This is a genomic window from Sphingomonas faeni, from assembly GCF_003053745.1.
Lineage (GTDB): Bacteria > Pseudomonadota > Alphaproteobacteria > Sphingomonadales > Sphingomonadaceae > Sphingomonas > Sphingomonas faeni.
Window position 1 is genome coordinate 303666 of sequence record NZ_QAYE01000001.1, and the last position, 15614, is coordinate 319279.

11 protein-coding genes are annotated in these 15614 nt (G+C 67.0%); 7 read left to right on the forward strand and 4 right to left on the reverse strand.

Translation table 11 applies throughout. From position 1 onward, the window contains the following. Window positions 1-141: 141 nt before the first annotated feature. Window positions 142-1458 (forward strand): Nramp family divalent metal transporter, encoded by a 1317-nt coding sequence (locus C8J25_RS01425; RefSeq protein WP_107951953.1) that lies wholly within the window; start codon window positions 142-144, stop codon window positions 1456-1458. A gap of 61 nt (window positions 1459-1519) precedes the next feature. Here the strand turns inward: C8J25_RS01425 and C8J25_RS01430 are convergent, their stop codons facing one another. Beyond that, window positions 1520-1966 carry a hypothetical protein gene (locus tag C8J25_RS01430; protein ID WP_107951954.1) on the reverse strand — a complete coding sequence of 149 codons (447 nt, stop codon included), beginning with the start codon at window positions 1964-1966 and terminating at the stop codon, window positions 1520-1522. Between the two features lie 121 nt (window positions 1967-2087). On the opposite strand from C8J25_RS01430, the gene C8J25_RS01435 reads away from it, so the two are divergent. Then, window positions 2088-2735: a hypothetical protein gene (locus tag C8J25_RS01435; RefSeq protein ID WP_107951955.1), complete on the forward strand. Its 648-nt coding sequence runs from the start codon at window positions 2088-2090 to the stop codon at window positions 2733-2735. A 6-nt stretch (window positions 2736-2741) separates the two neighbouring features. On the opposite strand, the gene C8J25_RS01440 is transcribed toward C8J25_RS01435, so the two are convergent. Both C8J25_RS01440 and mutS read right to left on the reverse strand, forming a co-directional pair. After that, entirely contained in the window at window positions 2742-3701 is a 960-nt protein-coding gene (locus C8J25_RS01440) for a cation diffusion facilitator family transporter (RefSeq protein WP_107951956.1), read from the reverse strand. Between the two features lie 368 nt (window positions 3702-4069). Next, window positions 4070-6649, reverse strand: coding sequence for a DNA mismatch repair protein MutS (gene mutS / locus C8J25_RS01445; RefSeq protein WP_107951957.1), 2580 nt, complete (start codon window positions 6647-6649; stop codon window positions 4070-4072). 220 nt (window positions 6650-6869) lie between these two features. Here mutS and C8J25_RS01450 point away from each other — a divergent pair, with 220 nt between their 5' ends. Next, window positions 6870-9125, forward strand: a complete 2256-nt coding sequence (locus tag C8J25_RS01450; protein ID WP_107951958.1) for an NADP-dependent malic enzyme — start codon at window positions 6870-6872, stop codon at window positions 9123-9125. A 156-nt stretch (window positions 9126-9281) separates the two neighbouring features. Here the strand turns inward: C8J25_RS01450 and C8J25_RS01455 are convergent, their stop codons facing one another. Next, window positions 9282-10070 carry an SDR family NAD(P)-dependent oxidoreductase gene (locus C8J25_RS01455; RefSeq protein ID WP_056484752.1) on the reverse strand — a complete coding sequence of 263 codons (789 nt, stop codon included), beginning with the start codon at window positions 10068-10070 and terminating at the stop codon, window positions 9282-9284. A 133-nt stretch (window positions 10071-10203) separates the two neighbouring features. On the opposite strand from C8J25_RS01455, the gene C8J25_RS01460 reads away from it, so the two are divergent. The 4 genes from C8J25_RS01460 to C8J25_RS01475 all read left to right on the forward strand — a co-directional run bounded on the left by C8J25_RS01460 (window position 10204) and on the right by C8J25_RS01475 (window position 15321). Continuing rightward, a complete protein-coding gene (locus tag C8J25_RS01460; protein WP_107951959.1) occupies window positions 10204-11031 on the forward strand; it encodes an SDR family NAD(P)-dependent oxidoreductase in 828 nt (275 codons plus the stop codon). Further along, complete coding sequence (locus C8J25_RS01465; protein ID WP_341871514.1) at window positions 11028-12476, forward strand: MFS transporter; 1449 nt, start codon at window positions 11028-11030, stop codon at window positions 12474-12476. The genes C8J25_RS01460 and C8J25_RS01465 overlap by 4 nt, the downstream gene beginning before the upstream one ends. A gap of 206 nt (window positions 12477-12682) precedes the next feature. Beyond that, on the forward strand, window positions 12683-14560 hold the full coding sequence (locus tag C8J25_RS01470; RefSeq protein WP_107951960.1) for a M1 family metallopeptidase: 1878 nt from the start codon (window positions 12683-12685) through the stop codon (window positions 14558-14560). A 137-nt stretch (window positions 14561-14697) separates the two neighbouring features. Continuing rightward, window positions 14698-15321, forward strand: a complete 624-nt coding sequence (locus tag C8J25_RS01475) for a CHAP domain-containing protein (protein WP_107951961.1) — start codon at window positions 14698-14700, stop codon at window positions 15319-15321. Window positions 15322-15614: the final 293 nt, after the last annotated feature.

The following is a 15614-nucleotide window of genomic DNA, read 5'->3' on the forward strand; positions in this document are numbered from 1 at the left end:
TTTCTCCATTCCAATGGCTACACCCGCCAACCGGAATACCCCAGATATCCCTGGAGTGACGGGACGGAGGTGAACGCATTGTCGCCCGACTCGCCAGCCACGCCTTGTCCCCTCCCCCTCGTTCCGGCAAAGCAGCCCCCGATGTCAGCCCCCAATCTCCCCGCGTCCGACTTTGCCAACTCGCTCGCCGAGAGCCACCGCACCGTCGTCGTCCCCGAAGGCGCGTCGTTCTGGCGGCGGCTGTTCGCATTCGTGGGGCCGGGGTATCTAGTCGCGGTCGGCTACATGGACCCCGGCAACTGGGCGACCGACATCGCCGGCGGCTCCGCGTTCGGCTACACGTTGCTGTCGGTCGTGCTGTTGTCGAACCTGATGGCGATGGTCCTCCAGGCGCTTTCCGCACGCCTCGGCATCGTCGCCGGGCTCGACCTCGCCCAGGCCTGCCGCGCGCATTATTCTAAGCCGGTCTCGGTCGCGCTCTGGTTCCTCTGCGAGATCGCGATCATCGCCTGCGATCTTGCCGAAGTGCTCGGCACGGCGATCGCGCTGAAGCTGCTGTTCGGCTTGCCACTGGTCTACGGCGTCGTTCTCACCGCGCTCGACGTGTTCCTGATCCTCGCGCTGCAACGCTTCGGGTTCCGCAAGCTGGAGGCGTTCGTCGTCGCCCTGCTCGTGATCATCGCCGGCTGCTTCGTCTTCGAGCTGTTCCTGGCGCGGCCCGAATGGGCGGGCGTGCTCGGCGGGCTGGTGCCGACGACGCAGATCGTCACCAACCCGGCGATGCTCTACATCGCGATCGGCATCCTCGGCGCGACCGTGATGCCGCACAATCTGTATCTCCACTCGTCGATCGTCCAGACGCGCGCGTTCGCCAAGGACACGGCCGGCAAGCGCGACGCGATCACGATGGCGACGATCGACGGCACGGTCGCGCTGGGCCTCGCCTTCTTCATCAACGCGGCGATTTTGATCTTGGCGGCGGCGACCTTCCACGTTGCCGGGCGCACCGACGTTGCCGAGATCGACCAGGCGTACCAGTTGCTTGCACCGATGCTGGGGATGGGTGCGGCGAGTGTGCTCTTCGCGGTCGCGCTGCTCGCGTCGGGGCAGAACTCGACGGTGACGGGTACGCTCGCCGGCCAAATCGTGATGGAGGGCTTCCTCAACCTGCGCATGCCGGTCTGGGCGCGGCGGCTGGTGACGCGGCTGCTGGCGATCGTGCCCGCCGTGTTCGTGGTCGGCGCGTCGGGCGACGCTGGCGCAACGAAACTGCTGGTGCTCAGCCAAGTCGTGCTCAGCCTGCAACTGCCGTTCGCGGTGGTGCCACTGGTCAAGTTCACCGGCGACCGCACGATCATGGGCGACCTCGTGAGCCCGGCGTGGCTGAAGATTCTCGCCTGGGTGATCGCCGCGGTGATCATCGGGCTGAACGGCACGCTTCTGTACGGCATGCTGTAGGTACGAAAACGGCGGCCGATCGCTCGGCCGCCGCTTCGTCATGTCTAGCTTCGGCTAAGGCTCAACGGCACTTAACGTTGCCGCGGTCGACCGAACGGCCAAGCAAGGCACCACCGCCGGCACCCGCCAGCGTACCGAGCGTGCCGCCACCGATCAGGTTGGCCAGCGCACCGCCGCCGAGGGCACCGATCACGAGACCGGTCGTGCCGTCGTTGCGCTTGCAATAGGCGCGGCCGTCGCGACCACGGTAGATCCGGTCGTTGCGGCTGAGGCGGCGCTCGCGATACTTGCCGTCACGATAGCTGTTCGACGGATCCCAGTTGCGGTCGTCGCCACGCCAGTTGCGATCGTTGCCGCGGCGGTCGTTGTCGTACCGGCGATCGTCACGATCGCGACGGTCGTTGTTGTCGCGGCGATCGTCGTAACGCTGCGCGGTCGCGGCGGTCGGCAGCATGGCCGGCGCTGCGATGGCGACCGACATCAACGCGGCGATAAGATGCTTCTTCATGGGATAGTCTCCTGATCTATGCCGGTGTAACTTGCGCCACTCCGTAAAAGTTCATTCTTCGACTCTCGTGCGGCTGGCCGAGGGCTTGCACCGGTTTGCACCGGCCGATAGCAATCGAGCGATGAAGGTCGACGGCAACTATCGTGACAACGGGTTCGCGCATCTTCGCGGACTGATACCGGTCGAGGTGACCGATGCTTTCCTGCGCCGGCTCAAGCAGGATCTGGCGCTGGACCGGGTCGATCTGAGCAAGGTCACGCAGCATCCCAATCTGCTGAAACGTGCCGCGTTCGAGGTTTATGGCCGGCAATATCCGCCGATGCTGCAGTTTCTATGGGGACTGACGCCGATCGTGAGTCAGCTCGTCGGGCGCGACCTGTTGCCGACCTATGATTATTTCCGGATCTACCGCGAGGGCGACGTCTGCATGGTGCATTCGGACCGCCAGGCGTGCGAGCACAGCCTGTCGCTGACGCTCGATTACAGCGACGGTGCGCCCTGGGATCTGGAGGTCGGCACAGTGCGGACCGAGCCGAGCGCGCGCGTTACCGACGACTTCGGCGCGGAGCCATATGCGGGAATCGCGATGGAGGTCGGCGATGCGGTCCTGTACCAGGGTGTGCACCACCGCCACGGCCGGATGACGCCGAACCCGAATGGCTGGTCGGCGCACCTCTTCCTGCACTGGGTCGACCGCGACGGGCCTTACCGCGACCAGGCGCTGGAAGGCGAAACCAGCCGCGCAAAGGCGGACTTCCACTTCATCTGACGCGCGTCAGACCTTGTCGGGGCTGGCCATTGAGCAGTCGTGACCGTGGCCCGTTTCGACCTGCAATGTGGCGTGGCCGATGCCGAATTTGTCGTGGAGCATTGTCCTGGCGTCGCTGAGGAATTGGTCGCCGGGGTGGCCGGCGGGCATTACGAGATGCGCGGTAAGGACGGGTTCGGTGGTGCTCATCGGCCAGATGTGGAGATCGTGGATCTCGGTCACGCCGGGCAGGCCGCGGAGCGCATCGTCGACATGGTCGAACTCGATCCCGCGGGGGACCGCGGACAGTGACATCTCGACGGTCTCGCGGAGCAGGCCCCAGGTTTGCCAGAAGATCAGGACGGCGATGACGATGCTCACCGCGGGGTCGATCCAGGTAAGGCCGGTGCGCCAGATCACGAAGCCGGCGATCACCACGCCCGCCGACACGAGCGCGTCGGCGGCCATGTGGAGGTAGGCGCCGCGGATGTTGACGTCGCCCTTGCGCCCCCGCGCGAACATCCACGCGGTGAACGCGTTGACGGCGATGCCGATGCCCGCGACCATCGACACGGTCAGGCCTGCGGTCGGGGCGGGATCGGAGAAGCGCTGCGACGCCTCCAGCACGATCGCGCCGAGTGCTACCAGCAGCAGCAGCGCGTTGGCCAGCGCGGCGAGGATCGTCGAGCCCTTCAGCCCGTAGGTGTAGCGCTTGGTTGGTGCGGTGCGCGCGAGCATCGTGCCGCCCCAGGCGACGACGAGGCCGAGTACGTCGCACAGATTGTGGCCCGCGTCGGCGAGCAGCGCCACCGAGTCGATCCGCAGGCCGACGATCGCCTCGACGACGACGAAGACGATGTTGAGGCCGATGCCGATCGCGAACGCACGGTCGAACGAGGCTGGCGCGTGGCTGTGGCCATGCCCGCCATGGGAGTGTGAGTGACCATGCGAATGGCCGTGGTCGTGCCCGTGATGATGTCCGCCCAAAGCCCGCGCTCCGCTAAATCCGGCCGCCGCCTAGCATTGACGTATCGTGAGATACTAGGACGTGAGAGATATTCTCCCGCGCTCCCAAAATACGACGGGCTCCCCTCCCTGGAAGGGAGGGGTAGGGGGTGGGTCGGCCGGTTTATGCCGCAACGGCAAGGACATGCGGAACCCGACCCACCCCCAACCCCTCCCTTTCAGGGAGGGGAGCAGCTTCACTCCGCCGCAAACCCGCTCCGTCACCCGTCACTCCGTCAACCCGGCGGAAGCCGGGGTCCACCGTCCCGCGTACCCAGTTCTCCCGCCCATGCGGAACAGTGGATGCCGAACGAGTCCGGCATGACGGGGGGCTATACATCGTTGGAGGGCTATCCCTCGTTCGCCAACGCCTTCAATCGGTACAGTGCGTCCAGCGCATCGCGAGGGCTCATCGCGTCGATATCCAGCTTGGCGAGATCCTCGCGCAGCACGTCGCACGCAGCCTCCTCGACCTGCGCAGCGGCGGCGAACAACGGCAGGTCGTCGAGCCCGGCCGCGAGCCCGCCGGTCTTCGCGCGTCCCGCCTCGAGTTTCGCCAGCACCGCCTTCGCGCGCGCCACCGTCACCGGCGACATCCCCGCCAACCGCGCGACCGCCAGCCCATAGCTCCGATCCGCCGGCCCGTCGGCGAGTTCGTGGAGCAGCACCAGCTCCCCCTTCCACTCGCGCGCGCGGACATGATGCAGCGACAGCGCCTCGCAGCGCTCGGCGAGCCGCGTCAGTTCATGGTAATGCGTCGCGAACAGACACCTGCACCGGTTGTCTTCGTGGATCGCCTCGACCACCGCCCAGGCGATCGCGAGCCCGTCATAGGTCGACGTACCGCGCCCGACCTCGTCGAGGATTACGAACGATCGCGGCGTTGCCTGCGCAAGGATCGCCGCGGTCTCGACCATCTCGACCATGAAGGTGGAGCGGCCGCGGGCGAGGTTGTCCGACGCCCCGACGCGGCTGAACAGGCGGTCGACCAGGCCCAGCGTGGCCTTGGTCGCGGGCACGTACGACCCGGCCTGCGCGAGCACGGCGATCAGTGCGTTCTGGCGGAGGAAGGTCGATTTACCGCCCATGTTCGGGCCGGTGACGAGCCACAGTCGCGAGCTTTCCGACAAATTGCAGTCGTTGGCGACGAACCGGTCGCCCGACTTCGCCACCGCCGCTTCGACCACCGGATGCCGGCCGCCCTCGATCTCGAAGCACGCGTGATCGACCAGCGAAGGCCGCGCCCAGGCGCCTTCCGCGGCGCGCTCCGCCAGCCCGGCTGCGACGTCCAACCGCGCGAGCGCATCCGCCGTCGCCGCGATCGCCTCGCGCCCCGCAAGAGCCTGCGCGGTGAGTTCCTCGAGATGCGCCGCTTCGGCCGCGAGCCCGTGTGCGCCGGCCTGCGACACCTTCGCCGCGACCTCGTGCAGCGCAGGCGTATTGAACCGCACCACGCCCGCGAGCGTCTGGCGATGCGTGAAGCCGCTCTCGGGCTTCATCAACGGATCCGCCGCCCGCGCGGGAACCTCGACATGATAGCCGAGCACGCCGTTGTGGCGGATCTTCAACGCGGTGACCCCAGTCGAAGTCCGAAACTCCGCCTCCAGCGCGGCAATCGCCCGCCGCCCGCCAGCGCCGGCATCGCGCAGGTCGTCGAGCGCGGCGTCATAGCCCGCCGCGATATAGCCGCCGTCCGATGCCTCGATCGGTGGCGACGGCACCAGCGCACGCTTGAGCAGGTCGATCAGCGCGCCGTGGCCGCGCAATCTTGGCGCGATGTCCCGGAGCAGCACCGGCGGATCGACGATCGCATCCATCCGCTCGCCAAGGCTCCACGCGCCGTCGAGCCCGTCGCGCAACTGCCCCAGATCGCGCGGGCCGCCACGCCCTGCCGCCAGTCGCCCGAGCGCGCGGCCGATGTCGGGCAGCGCCCGCAACGTCGAGCGCAACCGCTCGCGCGCCGCTTGGTCGTCATGGAACAGTCGCACTAGATCGAGCCGCGCATCGATCGCCGCCTTGTCCATCAGCGGCGCACCGAGGTCCGCGCCGAGCAACCGCGCACCGGCGCCCGTCACGGTCCGGTCGACCGCGTCGAGCAGGCTGCCTTTGCGCACGCCGCCGGTGGTGCAGGTCAGCTCGAGGCTCTCGCGGGTGGCGGCGTCGATCGCCATCGTCTCCGCCGCGCGGCCTATCCGCGGGGGGCGCAAAAACGGCATCGTGCCCTTCGCATTATGCTCAAGATACGCGACCAGTCCGCCCGCCGCGGCGAGCCCCGCGCGGCCGAACTGCCCGAACCCGTCGAGCGTCGCCACGCCGTACAGTCGCTTGAGCCGAGCCTCGCCCGCGCCGCTGTCGAAGTCGATTTTCGGCCGCAGCGTCGTCGCGGCCTCCTCGAAAGCGCTAGCCTCAGACGCCACGACCTCGGCAGCCCCAAGCCGCGCGAGTTCCGCCTCGACCGCGTCACCCGCAACCTCGACGATCTCGAAGCGCCCGGTCGAGACGTCCGCGGCGGCGATAGCTACCGACCCGCCCGCCTCGCCGATCGCCACGCACCAATTGTCGCTCCGCGCGTCGAGTAGCGCCTCCTCGGTCAGCGTCCCCGCCGTCACCACCCGGACGATCGCGCGCGCGACGAGCGCCTTCGATCCACCGCGAGCCTTCGCCTCCGCCGGGCTTTCGACCTGTTCGGCGATCGCGACGCGGTGGCCGGCCTTGATCAGGCGTTGGAGGTACACCGTCGCCGCATGCACAGGCACGCCGCACATCGGGATCGGCTTGCCTTCATGCTCGCCGCGCGCGGTCAGCGCGATGTCGAGCACGCCGGCTGCGACCCGCGCATCATCCATGAACAGTTCGAAGAAATCGCCCATCCGGTAGAACAGCAAGCAATCCTGCGCCTCCGCCTTCAGGCCGAGATACTGCGTCATCATGGGGGTAGGGGCGGGGTGCGACATCAGGGGCGGGTAGCGAAACTTTGCGGGTTCGTCATCCGCCGCCGTTCTCCTGCGAACGCAGGAGCCCAGGGTTCCAGGGGACAGCGCTGCTTGATCCTGGGCTCCTGCGTTCGCAGGAGAACATGGGCGAAGTGTCCGGGGTGACGAAGCGGCATCGTCTGCGTAAAGACACAGGCCACAGAGAGAGGCCCCGCCCATGTCCGACGAAACGCTGCAATTCTCCGAACGCGAAGCCTTGCTCTTCCACTCGGAAGGCCGTCCGGGGAAGATCGAGATCATTGCGTCGAAGCCGATGGCGACGCAGCGCGATCTCGCGCTCGCCTATTCGCCCGGCGTCGCGGTGCCGGTGCAGGCGATCTACGACGATCCCGCGACCGTCTACGACTATACCGCGAAGGGAAACCTCGTCGCGGTGATCTCGAACGGCACCGCGATCCTCGGCATGGGCAATCTCGGGCCGCTGGCCAGCAAGCCGGTGATGGAGGGCAAGGCGGTGCTCTTCAAGCGCTTCGCCGACGTCGACGCGATCGATATCGAGCTGAAGACCGAGGACGTGAACCGCTTCATCGACGCGGTCGAGCTGATGGAGCCGACCTTCGGCGGGATCAACCTCGAGGACATCAAGGCGCCGGAATGCTTCATCATCGAGCAGGCGCTGCGCGAGCGGATGAACATCCCCGTCTTCCATGACGACCAGCACGGCACCGCGATCATCACCGCCGCCGGCCTGATCAACGCGTGCCTGCTCACGGGACGCAAGCTGTCCGAGGTCAAGATCGTCGTCAACGGCGCGGGCGCCGCGGCGATCGCGTGCACCGAACTCGTCAAGGCGATGGGCGTGCGCGGCGACAACGTCATCCTGTGCGATCGCAAGGGCGTGATCTACCAGGGCCGCGAGGGCGTCGACCAGTGGAAGTCGGCGCACGCCGCGATCACCGAGACGCGCACGCTGACCGAGGCGCTGGTCGGTGCCGACGTGTTCCTGGGGCTCTCCGCGGCGGGATCGCTGACGCCGGAGATGGTCAAGGACATGGCCCCCGCGCCGATCATCTTCGCGATGGCCAACCCCGAGCCGGAGATCCGCCCCGAACTGGCGATGGCCGCGCGCCCCGATGCGATCGTCGCGACCGGGCGCTCGGATTATCCGAATCAGGTCAACAACGTGCTCGGCTTCCCGTTCATCTTCCGCGGGGCGCTTGACGTCCGCGCGACCGGGATCAACGACGCGATGAAGATCGCCGCCGCCAACGCGATCGCCGAACTCGCGCGCGAACGCGTGCCGGAAGAAGTCGCGGCCGCGTACGGCGTTAGCCACAGCTTCGGTCCGGCCTACATCATCCCCGCGCCATTCGATCCGCGGCTGATGGAAGTCGTCCCCGTCGCGGTCGCAAAGGCCGCAATGGCCTCGGGCGTCGCGACCAAGCCGATCCTCGACATCGAAGCGTATCGGCACTCGCTCCGTGCCCGCCTCAACCCGACCACCTCGGTCCTGTCGATGGCGTATGAAGGCGCCCGCGCGCATCCCAAGCGCGTGATCTTCGCGGAAGGCGAGGAAGAGGTCGTCCTCCGCGCCGCCATCGCCTTCAAGGAAGGGGGATATGGCACGCCTGTGCTGGTCGGCCGCGACGACGTGCCCGACCGGTTGCGCGCGCTCGGCGTTACCGACCCCGAGAGCTTCGAACTCCACAACAGCCGCGTCTCGCCGCTCGTGCCGCGGATGGTCGACTTCCTGTATTCGCGGCTCCAGCGTCGCGGCTATCTGCGCCGCGATTGCGAGCGGATGGTCAACCAGGACCGCAACATCTTCGGTGCGCTGCTGCTCCAGCTCGGCGAAGGCGACGCGATGATCACCGGCATTACCCGCACCTATGGCGAGACGATGCGCCAGATTTATCGCGTGATCGATCCGGCGGCGGGGAAGACGCCGTTCGGTATTCATCTGCTCATCGGCAAGAGTCACACGGTGTTCATCGCCGACACGACGGTCAACGAACGTCCCACCGCCGAGCAATTGGCCGACTTCGCCGAACAGACCGCGGCGGTCGCGCGGCGGATGGGGCATGAGCCTCGCGTGGCGTTCCTCAGCTACTCGAACTTCGGCAATCCGAAGGGGGAGTGGCTCGACAATATCCGCGATGCGGTGACGGTACTCGACGGGCGAAAGGTCGGGTTCGAGTATGAGGGCGAGATGGCGCCGGATGTCGCGCTGAACCCGAAGCAGCTCGCAAACTACCCGTTTGCGCGGCTGTCGGGGCCGGCGAACGTGCTGATCATGCCGGGGCTGCAATCCGCGCATATCTCGGCGAAACTGTTGCGGGAGCTGGGCGGGGACTCGGTGATCGGGCCGATGCTGATCGGGATGGAGAAGCCGGTGCAGGTTGCGCCGATGACGTCGACCGCAAGCGAACTGGTAACCCTGGCCGTCCTCGCCGCGGGTGGCATCGCCCGCTAATCTCCCTCGCCCTACGGGGAGAGGGAAGGGGCCCGCGGCGCTTGCCGTGGGAAGGGAGAGGGGAGTGAGGCTCGGGACGGTTCATCCCAACGGCCCCTCTCCCTTCCGTCGCAAGTGCTCCTCCCTCCCTCTCCCCGGAGGGGCGAGGGAATTGACTTACGCGTCGATCGACGTCCCTAGCGATGCGTGGACCAGGCCGCCGTCCACGGTAATCGTCTCCCCGATCACGTAATCCCCCGCACGGCTGGCGAGGTAGATCGCGGCGCCCGCCATATCCTCGTCCACGCCAACCCGCTTCGCCGGAATCCCCTGCGCCACCGCATCCCCATGATCCCGCGCCGCCTTGTTCATGTCGCTCGCAAACGCGCCCGGTGCGATCGAGGTGACGTTGATCGAGTCCGTCACCAGCCGCGCCGCCATCCGCTTCGTCAGATAGATCAGCGCCGACTTCGACGCGTGATAGCTGTACGTCTCCCACGGGTTCAGCCGCTGCCCGTCAATCGACGTGATGTTGATCACCTTCGCCGGTTTTTCCCGTGATCCCGACGCCTTCAGCGCCGCATGCAGCGCCTGCGTCAGAAAAAACGGCGACTTCACGTTGAGGTCCATGACCTTGTCCCAGCCGACCTCGGAAAACTCCTCGAACGGCACGCCCCAAGCCGCCCCCGCATTGTTCACGAGGATATCGAGCTTCGACTCATGCTCGGCGAACTGCGCGGCAAGCGCCTTGCACCCTGCCACCGTCGAGACGTCCTGCGGCAGCGCGATGCAGTTCGGCCCGAGTTCCGCCGCAGCCGCCTCGCACACATCGGCCTTCCGCGAAGAGATATACACCTTGGCCCCCTGCGCGATGAAGCCGGCGGCGATCATCTTGCCGATCCCGCGGCTGCCGCCGGTGATCAGCGCGACGCGGCCGTCGAGCCGGAACAGGTTGGTCGTATCCATCACGCATCCTCCGAATGTTTGGCCGCTTGGTATCGCCGAGCGCCGCTTGCCGCAAACCCGTTTTTCGAACGCGCTGTCATTGACGAGTGCAGAAGCCATACTATGCTCGCAAAAAAAGAGCAGGAGAGTGCGTGTGAGGTTTTCAGGCAAGCGGGCCGTCGTGACCGGCGGTGCGTCGGGTATCGGCCGGGCGACCGCGCTGCGACTCGCCGACGAAGGCGCCACCGTGCTGATCGGCGACATCGACGAGGCCGGCGGCCACGCGATCGCCGACGCATCCGGCGGCCGTATCCTGTTCCAGCGTACCGACGTGCTCCAGGCCGGCGACATCGAGGCGCTGATGCAGACTGCCGACGATGCGGGCGGGCTCGACATCCTGTTCAACAATGCCGGCGCGGGTGGTTCGCGCGATCCGATCGGCGAGATTTCGCCTGAGGACTGGGACCGCACCCAGGCACTCCTCCTCCGCTCGGTCGCGCTCGGCATCCGCTACGCAGCACCGCGGATGGCCAAGCGAGGCGGCGGCGCGATCGTCAACACCTCGTCGGTGTCCGCGCTCGGCACCGGCTACGCGCCGACCGCCTATTCCACCGCCAAGGCCGGCGTGCTCCACCTCACCAAGCAGGCCGCCGCCGATCTCGCGCAGCACAGGATCCGCGTGAACGCGGTCGTGCCCGGCTTCATCGTCACCAACATCTTCACGCGCACGCTCGAACTCGACGCCGCCAAGACGTCGCAGGCCGACGCGATGATCGCGCATATCGCCGCCGACGCACAGCCGATCCGCCGCCCCGGCACCAGCGAGGACATCGCCGCCGCGGTCGCGTTCCTTGCCAGCGACGACGCGAGCTTCATCACCGGCACGCACATCCTCGTCGATGGCGGCATGACGATCGGCACGCGGCCAAGCTGGGACCCCGCGCAACCTTCGCTGTTCGCGCTGCTCGACAAACTGAAGTGACGGCACCCGCCCGCCGCCTCTCCAACGGCACGATGGCGAGCTACGGCTTCGGCGCGGTCGCGTACGGGGTGAAGGACGCCGGGTTCGGTACGTTCCTGTTGCTGTTCTACAACCAGGTCGTCGGGCTTCCTTCCGCCACCGTCGGCCTCGTCATCATGATGGCGCTGCTGATCGATGCGTTCGTCGATCCCGCGGTGGGCTTCTTTTCCGATCGCACGCGGACGAAATGGGGCCGGCGGCATCCGTGGATGTACGCGTCCGCGCTGCCGATCATGATCGGCTGGTTGCTGCTGTGGAACCCGCCCTCGGTGATGTCGGAGCCGCAAACGTTGGTCTGGCTGTTTGCGATGGCGGTGATCGTCCGTAGCGCGGTGAGTTGTTACGAGGTCCCCTCGGTCGCGCTGACGCCCGAACTGACGTCGGGGTATGACGAGCGCACCCGGATCATGGCGTATCGCTATCTGTTCGGCTGGGTCGGCGGGTTGCTGATGCTGTTGTCGGCGTACCAGTATTTCCTCGCGCCGACCGCGGCGTTCCCGAACGGCCTGCTCAACCGTGCCGGATACGGCGGCTTCGCGTTGGCGGGCGCGGTCTTCATCGGCGTCGCGATCCTCGTCTCCGCGCTCGGCACGCATCATGAGATCAGGCATCTGCCGAACCCGCCGATCGCCAAGCAGACCTTGCGCGAGTCCTTCGCCGAATTGCGCCAGACGGTGAAGAACCGCGCGTTCGCGATTCTGATGGCAGCGGGCGTCTGCGCGTACACGATCCAGGGCATCAGCTACGCGATGTCGAACTACCTCTACACCTATGTCTGGGGCTTCAAGGGGCCGGTGTTCGTCTATCTGACGATCGCGCTGTTCTCGGGCGTGTTTCTCGCGTTCCTCGCCGCGCCCCGGCTCGGCAGGACGGGGAGCAAGCCCAAGGCGGCGATGGGCGCGGTGCTGCTCGGCGCGGCGCTCAACACGTCGCCCTATTGGCTGCGGATGCTCGGCGTTTTCCCGGAGGTCGGCGAGTCCACGCTGCTGCCGATGCTGTTCGGGTTCTTCATCCTCGGTACCGCGTCGAACGTCACCGGGTTCATCCTCGGCGCGTCGATGATGGCGGACGTGGTCGAGGATTCGGAGGCGAAGACGGGTAGGCGGTCGGAAGGGGTGTTCTTCGCAGGATCGTTCTTCGTCCAGAAATGCACGAGCGGGATCGGGATATTCTTCGCGGGGATGATCCTTGCGGTGGCGGGGTTCCCGGCCAAGGCGACGCCGGGAACGGTCCCGACCGGTACGATCGACCGCCTGACGCTGATCTATGCCGGCCTCTACATCGTGCTGGCGTGCGTGTCGGCGTTCTTCTTCTCCCGCTTTCCGTTTGGCCGGGTCGAGCATGAGGCGCGGCTGGCGCGACTAGCTGGCGCGCCGAGCGTCGATGCAGCGCCACGCGAACCCTAATCTTCCCCCCCCCTCCCTGGAAGGGAGGGGCCGGGGGTGGGTCGGCCGCTTGTCGATCGCTCCGTCAGCTAACAGGCCGACCCACCCCCAACCCCTCCCTTTCAGGGAGGGGAGCAGGACGGTGACCGCCGCTCTTCCAGCGAGCGGAGCTGCGCGTTAGGGCGGTGGCTTGGCCTTCCCCTTGGAACGGCGACATCGGAGTTTCCATGCGTATCCCCGCACTAGCCACCGCCCTCAGTCTCGTCCTCGCATCCCCCGCCGTCGCGCAGACGGTCGCACCGGTCCTCACCACCCCCGACGCGCACGACCCGCACAGCTACGCCCGCCCCGCCGAGGCGCGCGTCACGCATGTCGCGCTCGATCTCGCCGCCGACTTCGACACGCACGTCATCCGCGGGATCGCCACGCTCGACATCTTGGCGAAACCGGGCGCGAAGCTTGTGCTCGACGAGAACGGCCTGAAGATCGTCAACATCACCGACGCCGCCGGCAAGCCGCTCCCCTACTCGGTCGGCGCGGTCGACAAGATCCACGGCGCACCGCTGACCGTCACGCTCAACGGCGCGAAGAAAATCCGCATCGCCTACGCCTCGTCGCCCGACGCGAAGGCGCTGCAATGGCTCACCCCTGCGCAGACCGCGGGCAAGACGCAGCCGTTCCTGTTCAGCCAGGGCGAGGCGATCCTCAACCGCAGCTGGATTCCGACGCAGGACTCCCCCGGCATTCGGCAAACCTGGGAAGCGAAGATCGCCGTCCCCAGGCAGCTCACCGCGGTGATGAGCGGGCTCGCGACCGGCAAGCCGACCTGCGCTGCCGATCGCTGCACGTTTGCCTACAAGATGGACAAGCCCGTCGCGACGTACCTGATCGCGCTCGCGGTCGGCGACATCGCGTTCAAGTCGACCGGCCCGCGCACCGGCATCTGGGCCGAGCCCGCGACGCTGCCCCAGGCCGCGTATGAATTCGGCGAACTCGAGAAATTCGTCGCCGCCGCGGAAGGGCTGTACGGCCCGTATCGCTGGGGCCGCTACGACGTGCTGGTCCTGCCGCCGTCGTTCCCGTTCGGCGGCATGGAGAACCCGACGCTCACCTTCGCGACACCGACCGCGATCGCCGGTGACCGCAGCCTCGTCTCGCTGATCGCGCACGAACTCGCGCACAGCTGGTCGGGCAACCTCGTCACCAACGCGACGTGGGACGATTTTTGGCTCAACGAAGGCTTCACCAGTTACTTCGAGAACCGGATCATGGAGGCGCTCTACGGCAAGCGCCGCGCCGACATGGAGGCCGACCTCGCCTGGACCGACATGCTCGCCGCGGTGAAGGACGCCGGTGGCCCCGCCGCGAAGGACACGCAGCTCCACCTCGATCTCGATGCCGCGCGCGATCCCGACGACGGCATGACGCAGATCGCCTACGACAAGGGCGCGGCGTTCCTCCGCACGATCGAGAAACAGGTCGGACGCGCCCGGTGGGACGCGTATCTCCGCAGCTATTTCGACCGCCACGCCTTCCAGCCGCAGACCAGCGCGGGCTTCCTGACCGACCTCAAGTCGAAGCTGCTGACCCCCGCCGAAGCCAAGACGATCGGCGTCGATGCGTGGGTCTACCAACCCGGTATCCCGGCGAACGCAGTCCATGTCACGTCGGCTGCGTTCCCCGCTGTCGATGCGGCGGCGAAGGCGTATGCGGCCGGTGGTCCCGTCTCGGGCGTGCCCGGCAAGGCTACAACGCAGGAGATCACGCGGTTCATCACGCAATTGCCGCGCAAACTCCCGACCGAGCGGTTGAAGACGCTCGACACCGCGTTCGGTTGGAACACCACCGGCAACGCGGAGATCCGCTTCGCCTGGCTGCAACTCGCGCTCGCCAATCACTATGCCCCCGCCGACGCCTCAGCCGAGCAGTTCCTCACCTCGCAGGGCCGGCGGAAGTTCGTCGCGCCGCTGTTCCAGCAGCTGATGGACTCGGGCGACTGGGGCCACAAGCTGGCGATGGAGATCTACGGCAAGGCGCGGCCGGGCTATCATGCGGTCACGCAGGTCACCGTGGACCGCATAACCGGTTGGAAACTCATGAACTGAGCCGCCCTGAGCGCCCATTCGGGGCGTTGGTCGGCGCGGTAACACGCTTCGTCGGATATGGTTCCCGCACGGGTTCCAATTAAATCGAACCTCCCGTAGCCAGAATGCGACAAACGGGTTTTGGCCGGGGGGTCTCGATGAATTTCAAGGCGTTAGCAGCGCGTTTTGCGCTGGTGGTATCGTGCGGCCTGATGACGGCCACCCCTGCTGCGGCTCAGTTCTGGCAGTGCGTGACGTTCGCTCGCTCGGTGTCGGGCATCGAAATCCGCGGCAATGCCAACACCTGGTGGAGCCAGGCCGAGGGTCGCTACGAGCGTGGCCACACCCCGAAGGCCGGCTCGGTCCTCGCCTTCTCGCCGACCTCGCGGATGCGCGTCGGCCATGTCGCAATGGTCTCGAAGGTCGTCAGCGACCGCGAAGTCCTCCTTACGCATGCCAACTGGTCGCGCCCCGGCGCGATCGAGACCAACGTCCGCGCGATCGACGTCTCGCCCGCCGGTGACTGGAGCATGGTCAAGGTCTGGTATGGTCCGCAGGGCGACCTCGGCACCTCGGCCTATCCGACCAAGGGCTTCATCTACTCGGGCCACGCGCCTGCCGGCGATACGCTCGATGCTCCGGTGCAGCCGTCGTTCCAGATGGCGAGTGCGACCCACACCGTGTCTGCAACGCAGCATGCCAATGCCGCTCAGCTTGCGACGATCCAGCATGGTCCTACCGATCCGCGCGGGATCTTCACGCTGGTGAACGACGCGAACTGAGGTTTGCCTGTGAGGTGAGCGGGGGGCCCGGTTCGGTACCCACAGCATTCGATTCCACGTCGCCAGCCTAGCGTTTCGCTCGCGACCGCCCCCTGACAGTTAGGCGCTTCAGGCTCCCAAACGGCACCTCCCCGGCGAAGGCCGGGGCCCAGTTGGAAAGGTCGCAGTGCCAGACCGCCACCATTGTTAGCGGCGTCCCCCAACTGGACCCCGGCCTTCGCCGGGGAGGTGTCTTCTTAGGGAGATCACTGTTCGACTAAACTTCTTGTTCTCCCGCGAAGGCGGGAGCCCAG

Bases quoted from the DNA above. Each gene is read 5' to 3' on its own strand.
- C8J25_RS01425 (WP_107951953.1), top strand. From the start codon at position 142: ATGTCAGCCCCCAATCTCCCCGCGTCCGACTTTGCCAACTCGCTCGCC.
- C8J25_RS01430 (WP_107951954.1), bottom strand. From the start codon at position 1,966: ATGAAGAAGCATCTTATCGCCGCGTTGATGTCGGTCGCCATCGCAGCG.
- C8J25_RS01435 (WP_107951955.1), top strand. From the start codon at position 2,088: ATGAAGGTCGACGGCAACTATCGTGACAACGGGTTCGCGCATCTTCGC.
- mutS (WP_107951957.1), bottom strand. From the start codon at position 6,649: ATGATGACGCAGTATCTCGGCCTGAAGGCGGAGGCGCAGGATTGCTTG.
- C8J25_RS01450 (WP_107951958.1), top strand. From the start codon at position 6,870: ATGTCCGACGAAACGCTGCAATTCTCCGAACGCGAAGCCTTGCTCTTC.
- C8J25_RS01455 (WP_056484752.1), bottom strand. From the start codon at position 10,070: ATGGATACGACCAACCTGTTCCGGCTCGACGGCCGCGTCGCGCTGATC.
- C8J25_RS01470 (WP_107951960.1), top strand. From the start codon at position 12,683: ATGCGTATCCCCGCACTAGCCACCGCCCTCAGTCTCGTCCTCGCATCC.
- C8J25_RS01475 (WP_107951961.1), top strand. From the start codon at position 14,698: ATGAATTTCAAGGCGTTAGCAGCGCGTTTTGCGCTGGTGGTATCGTGC.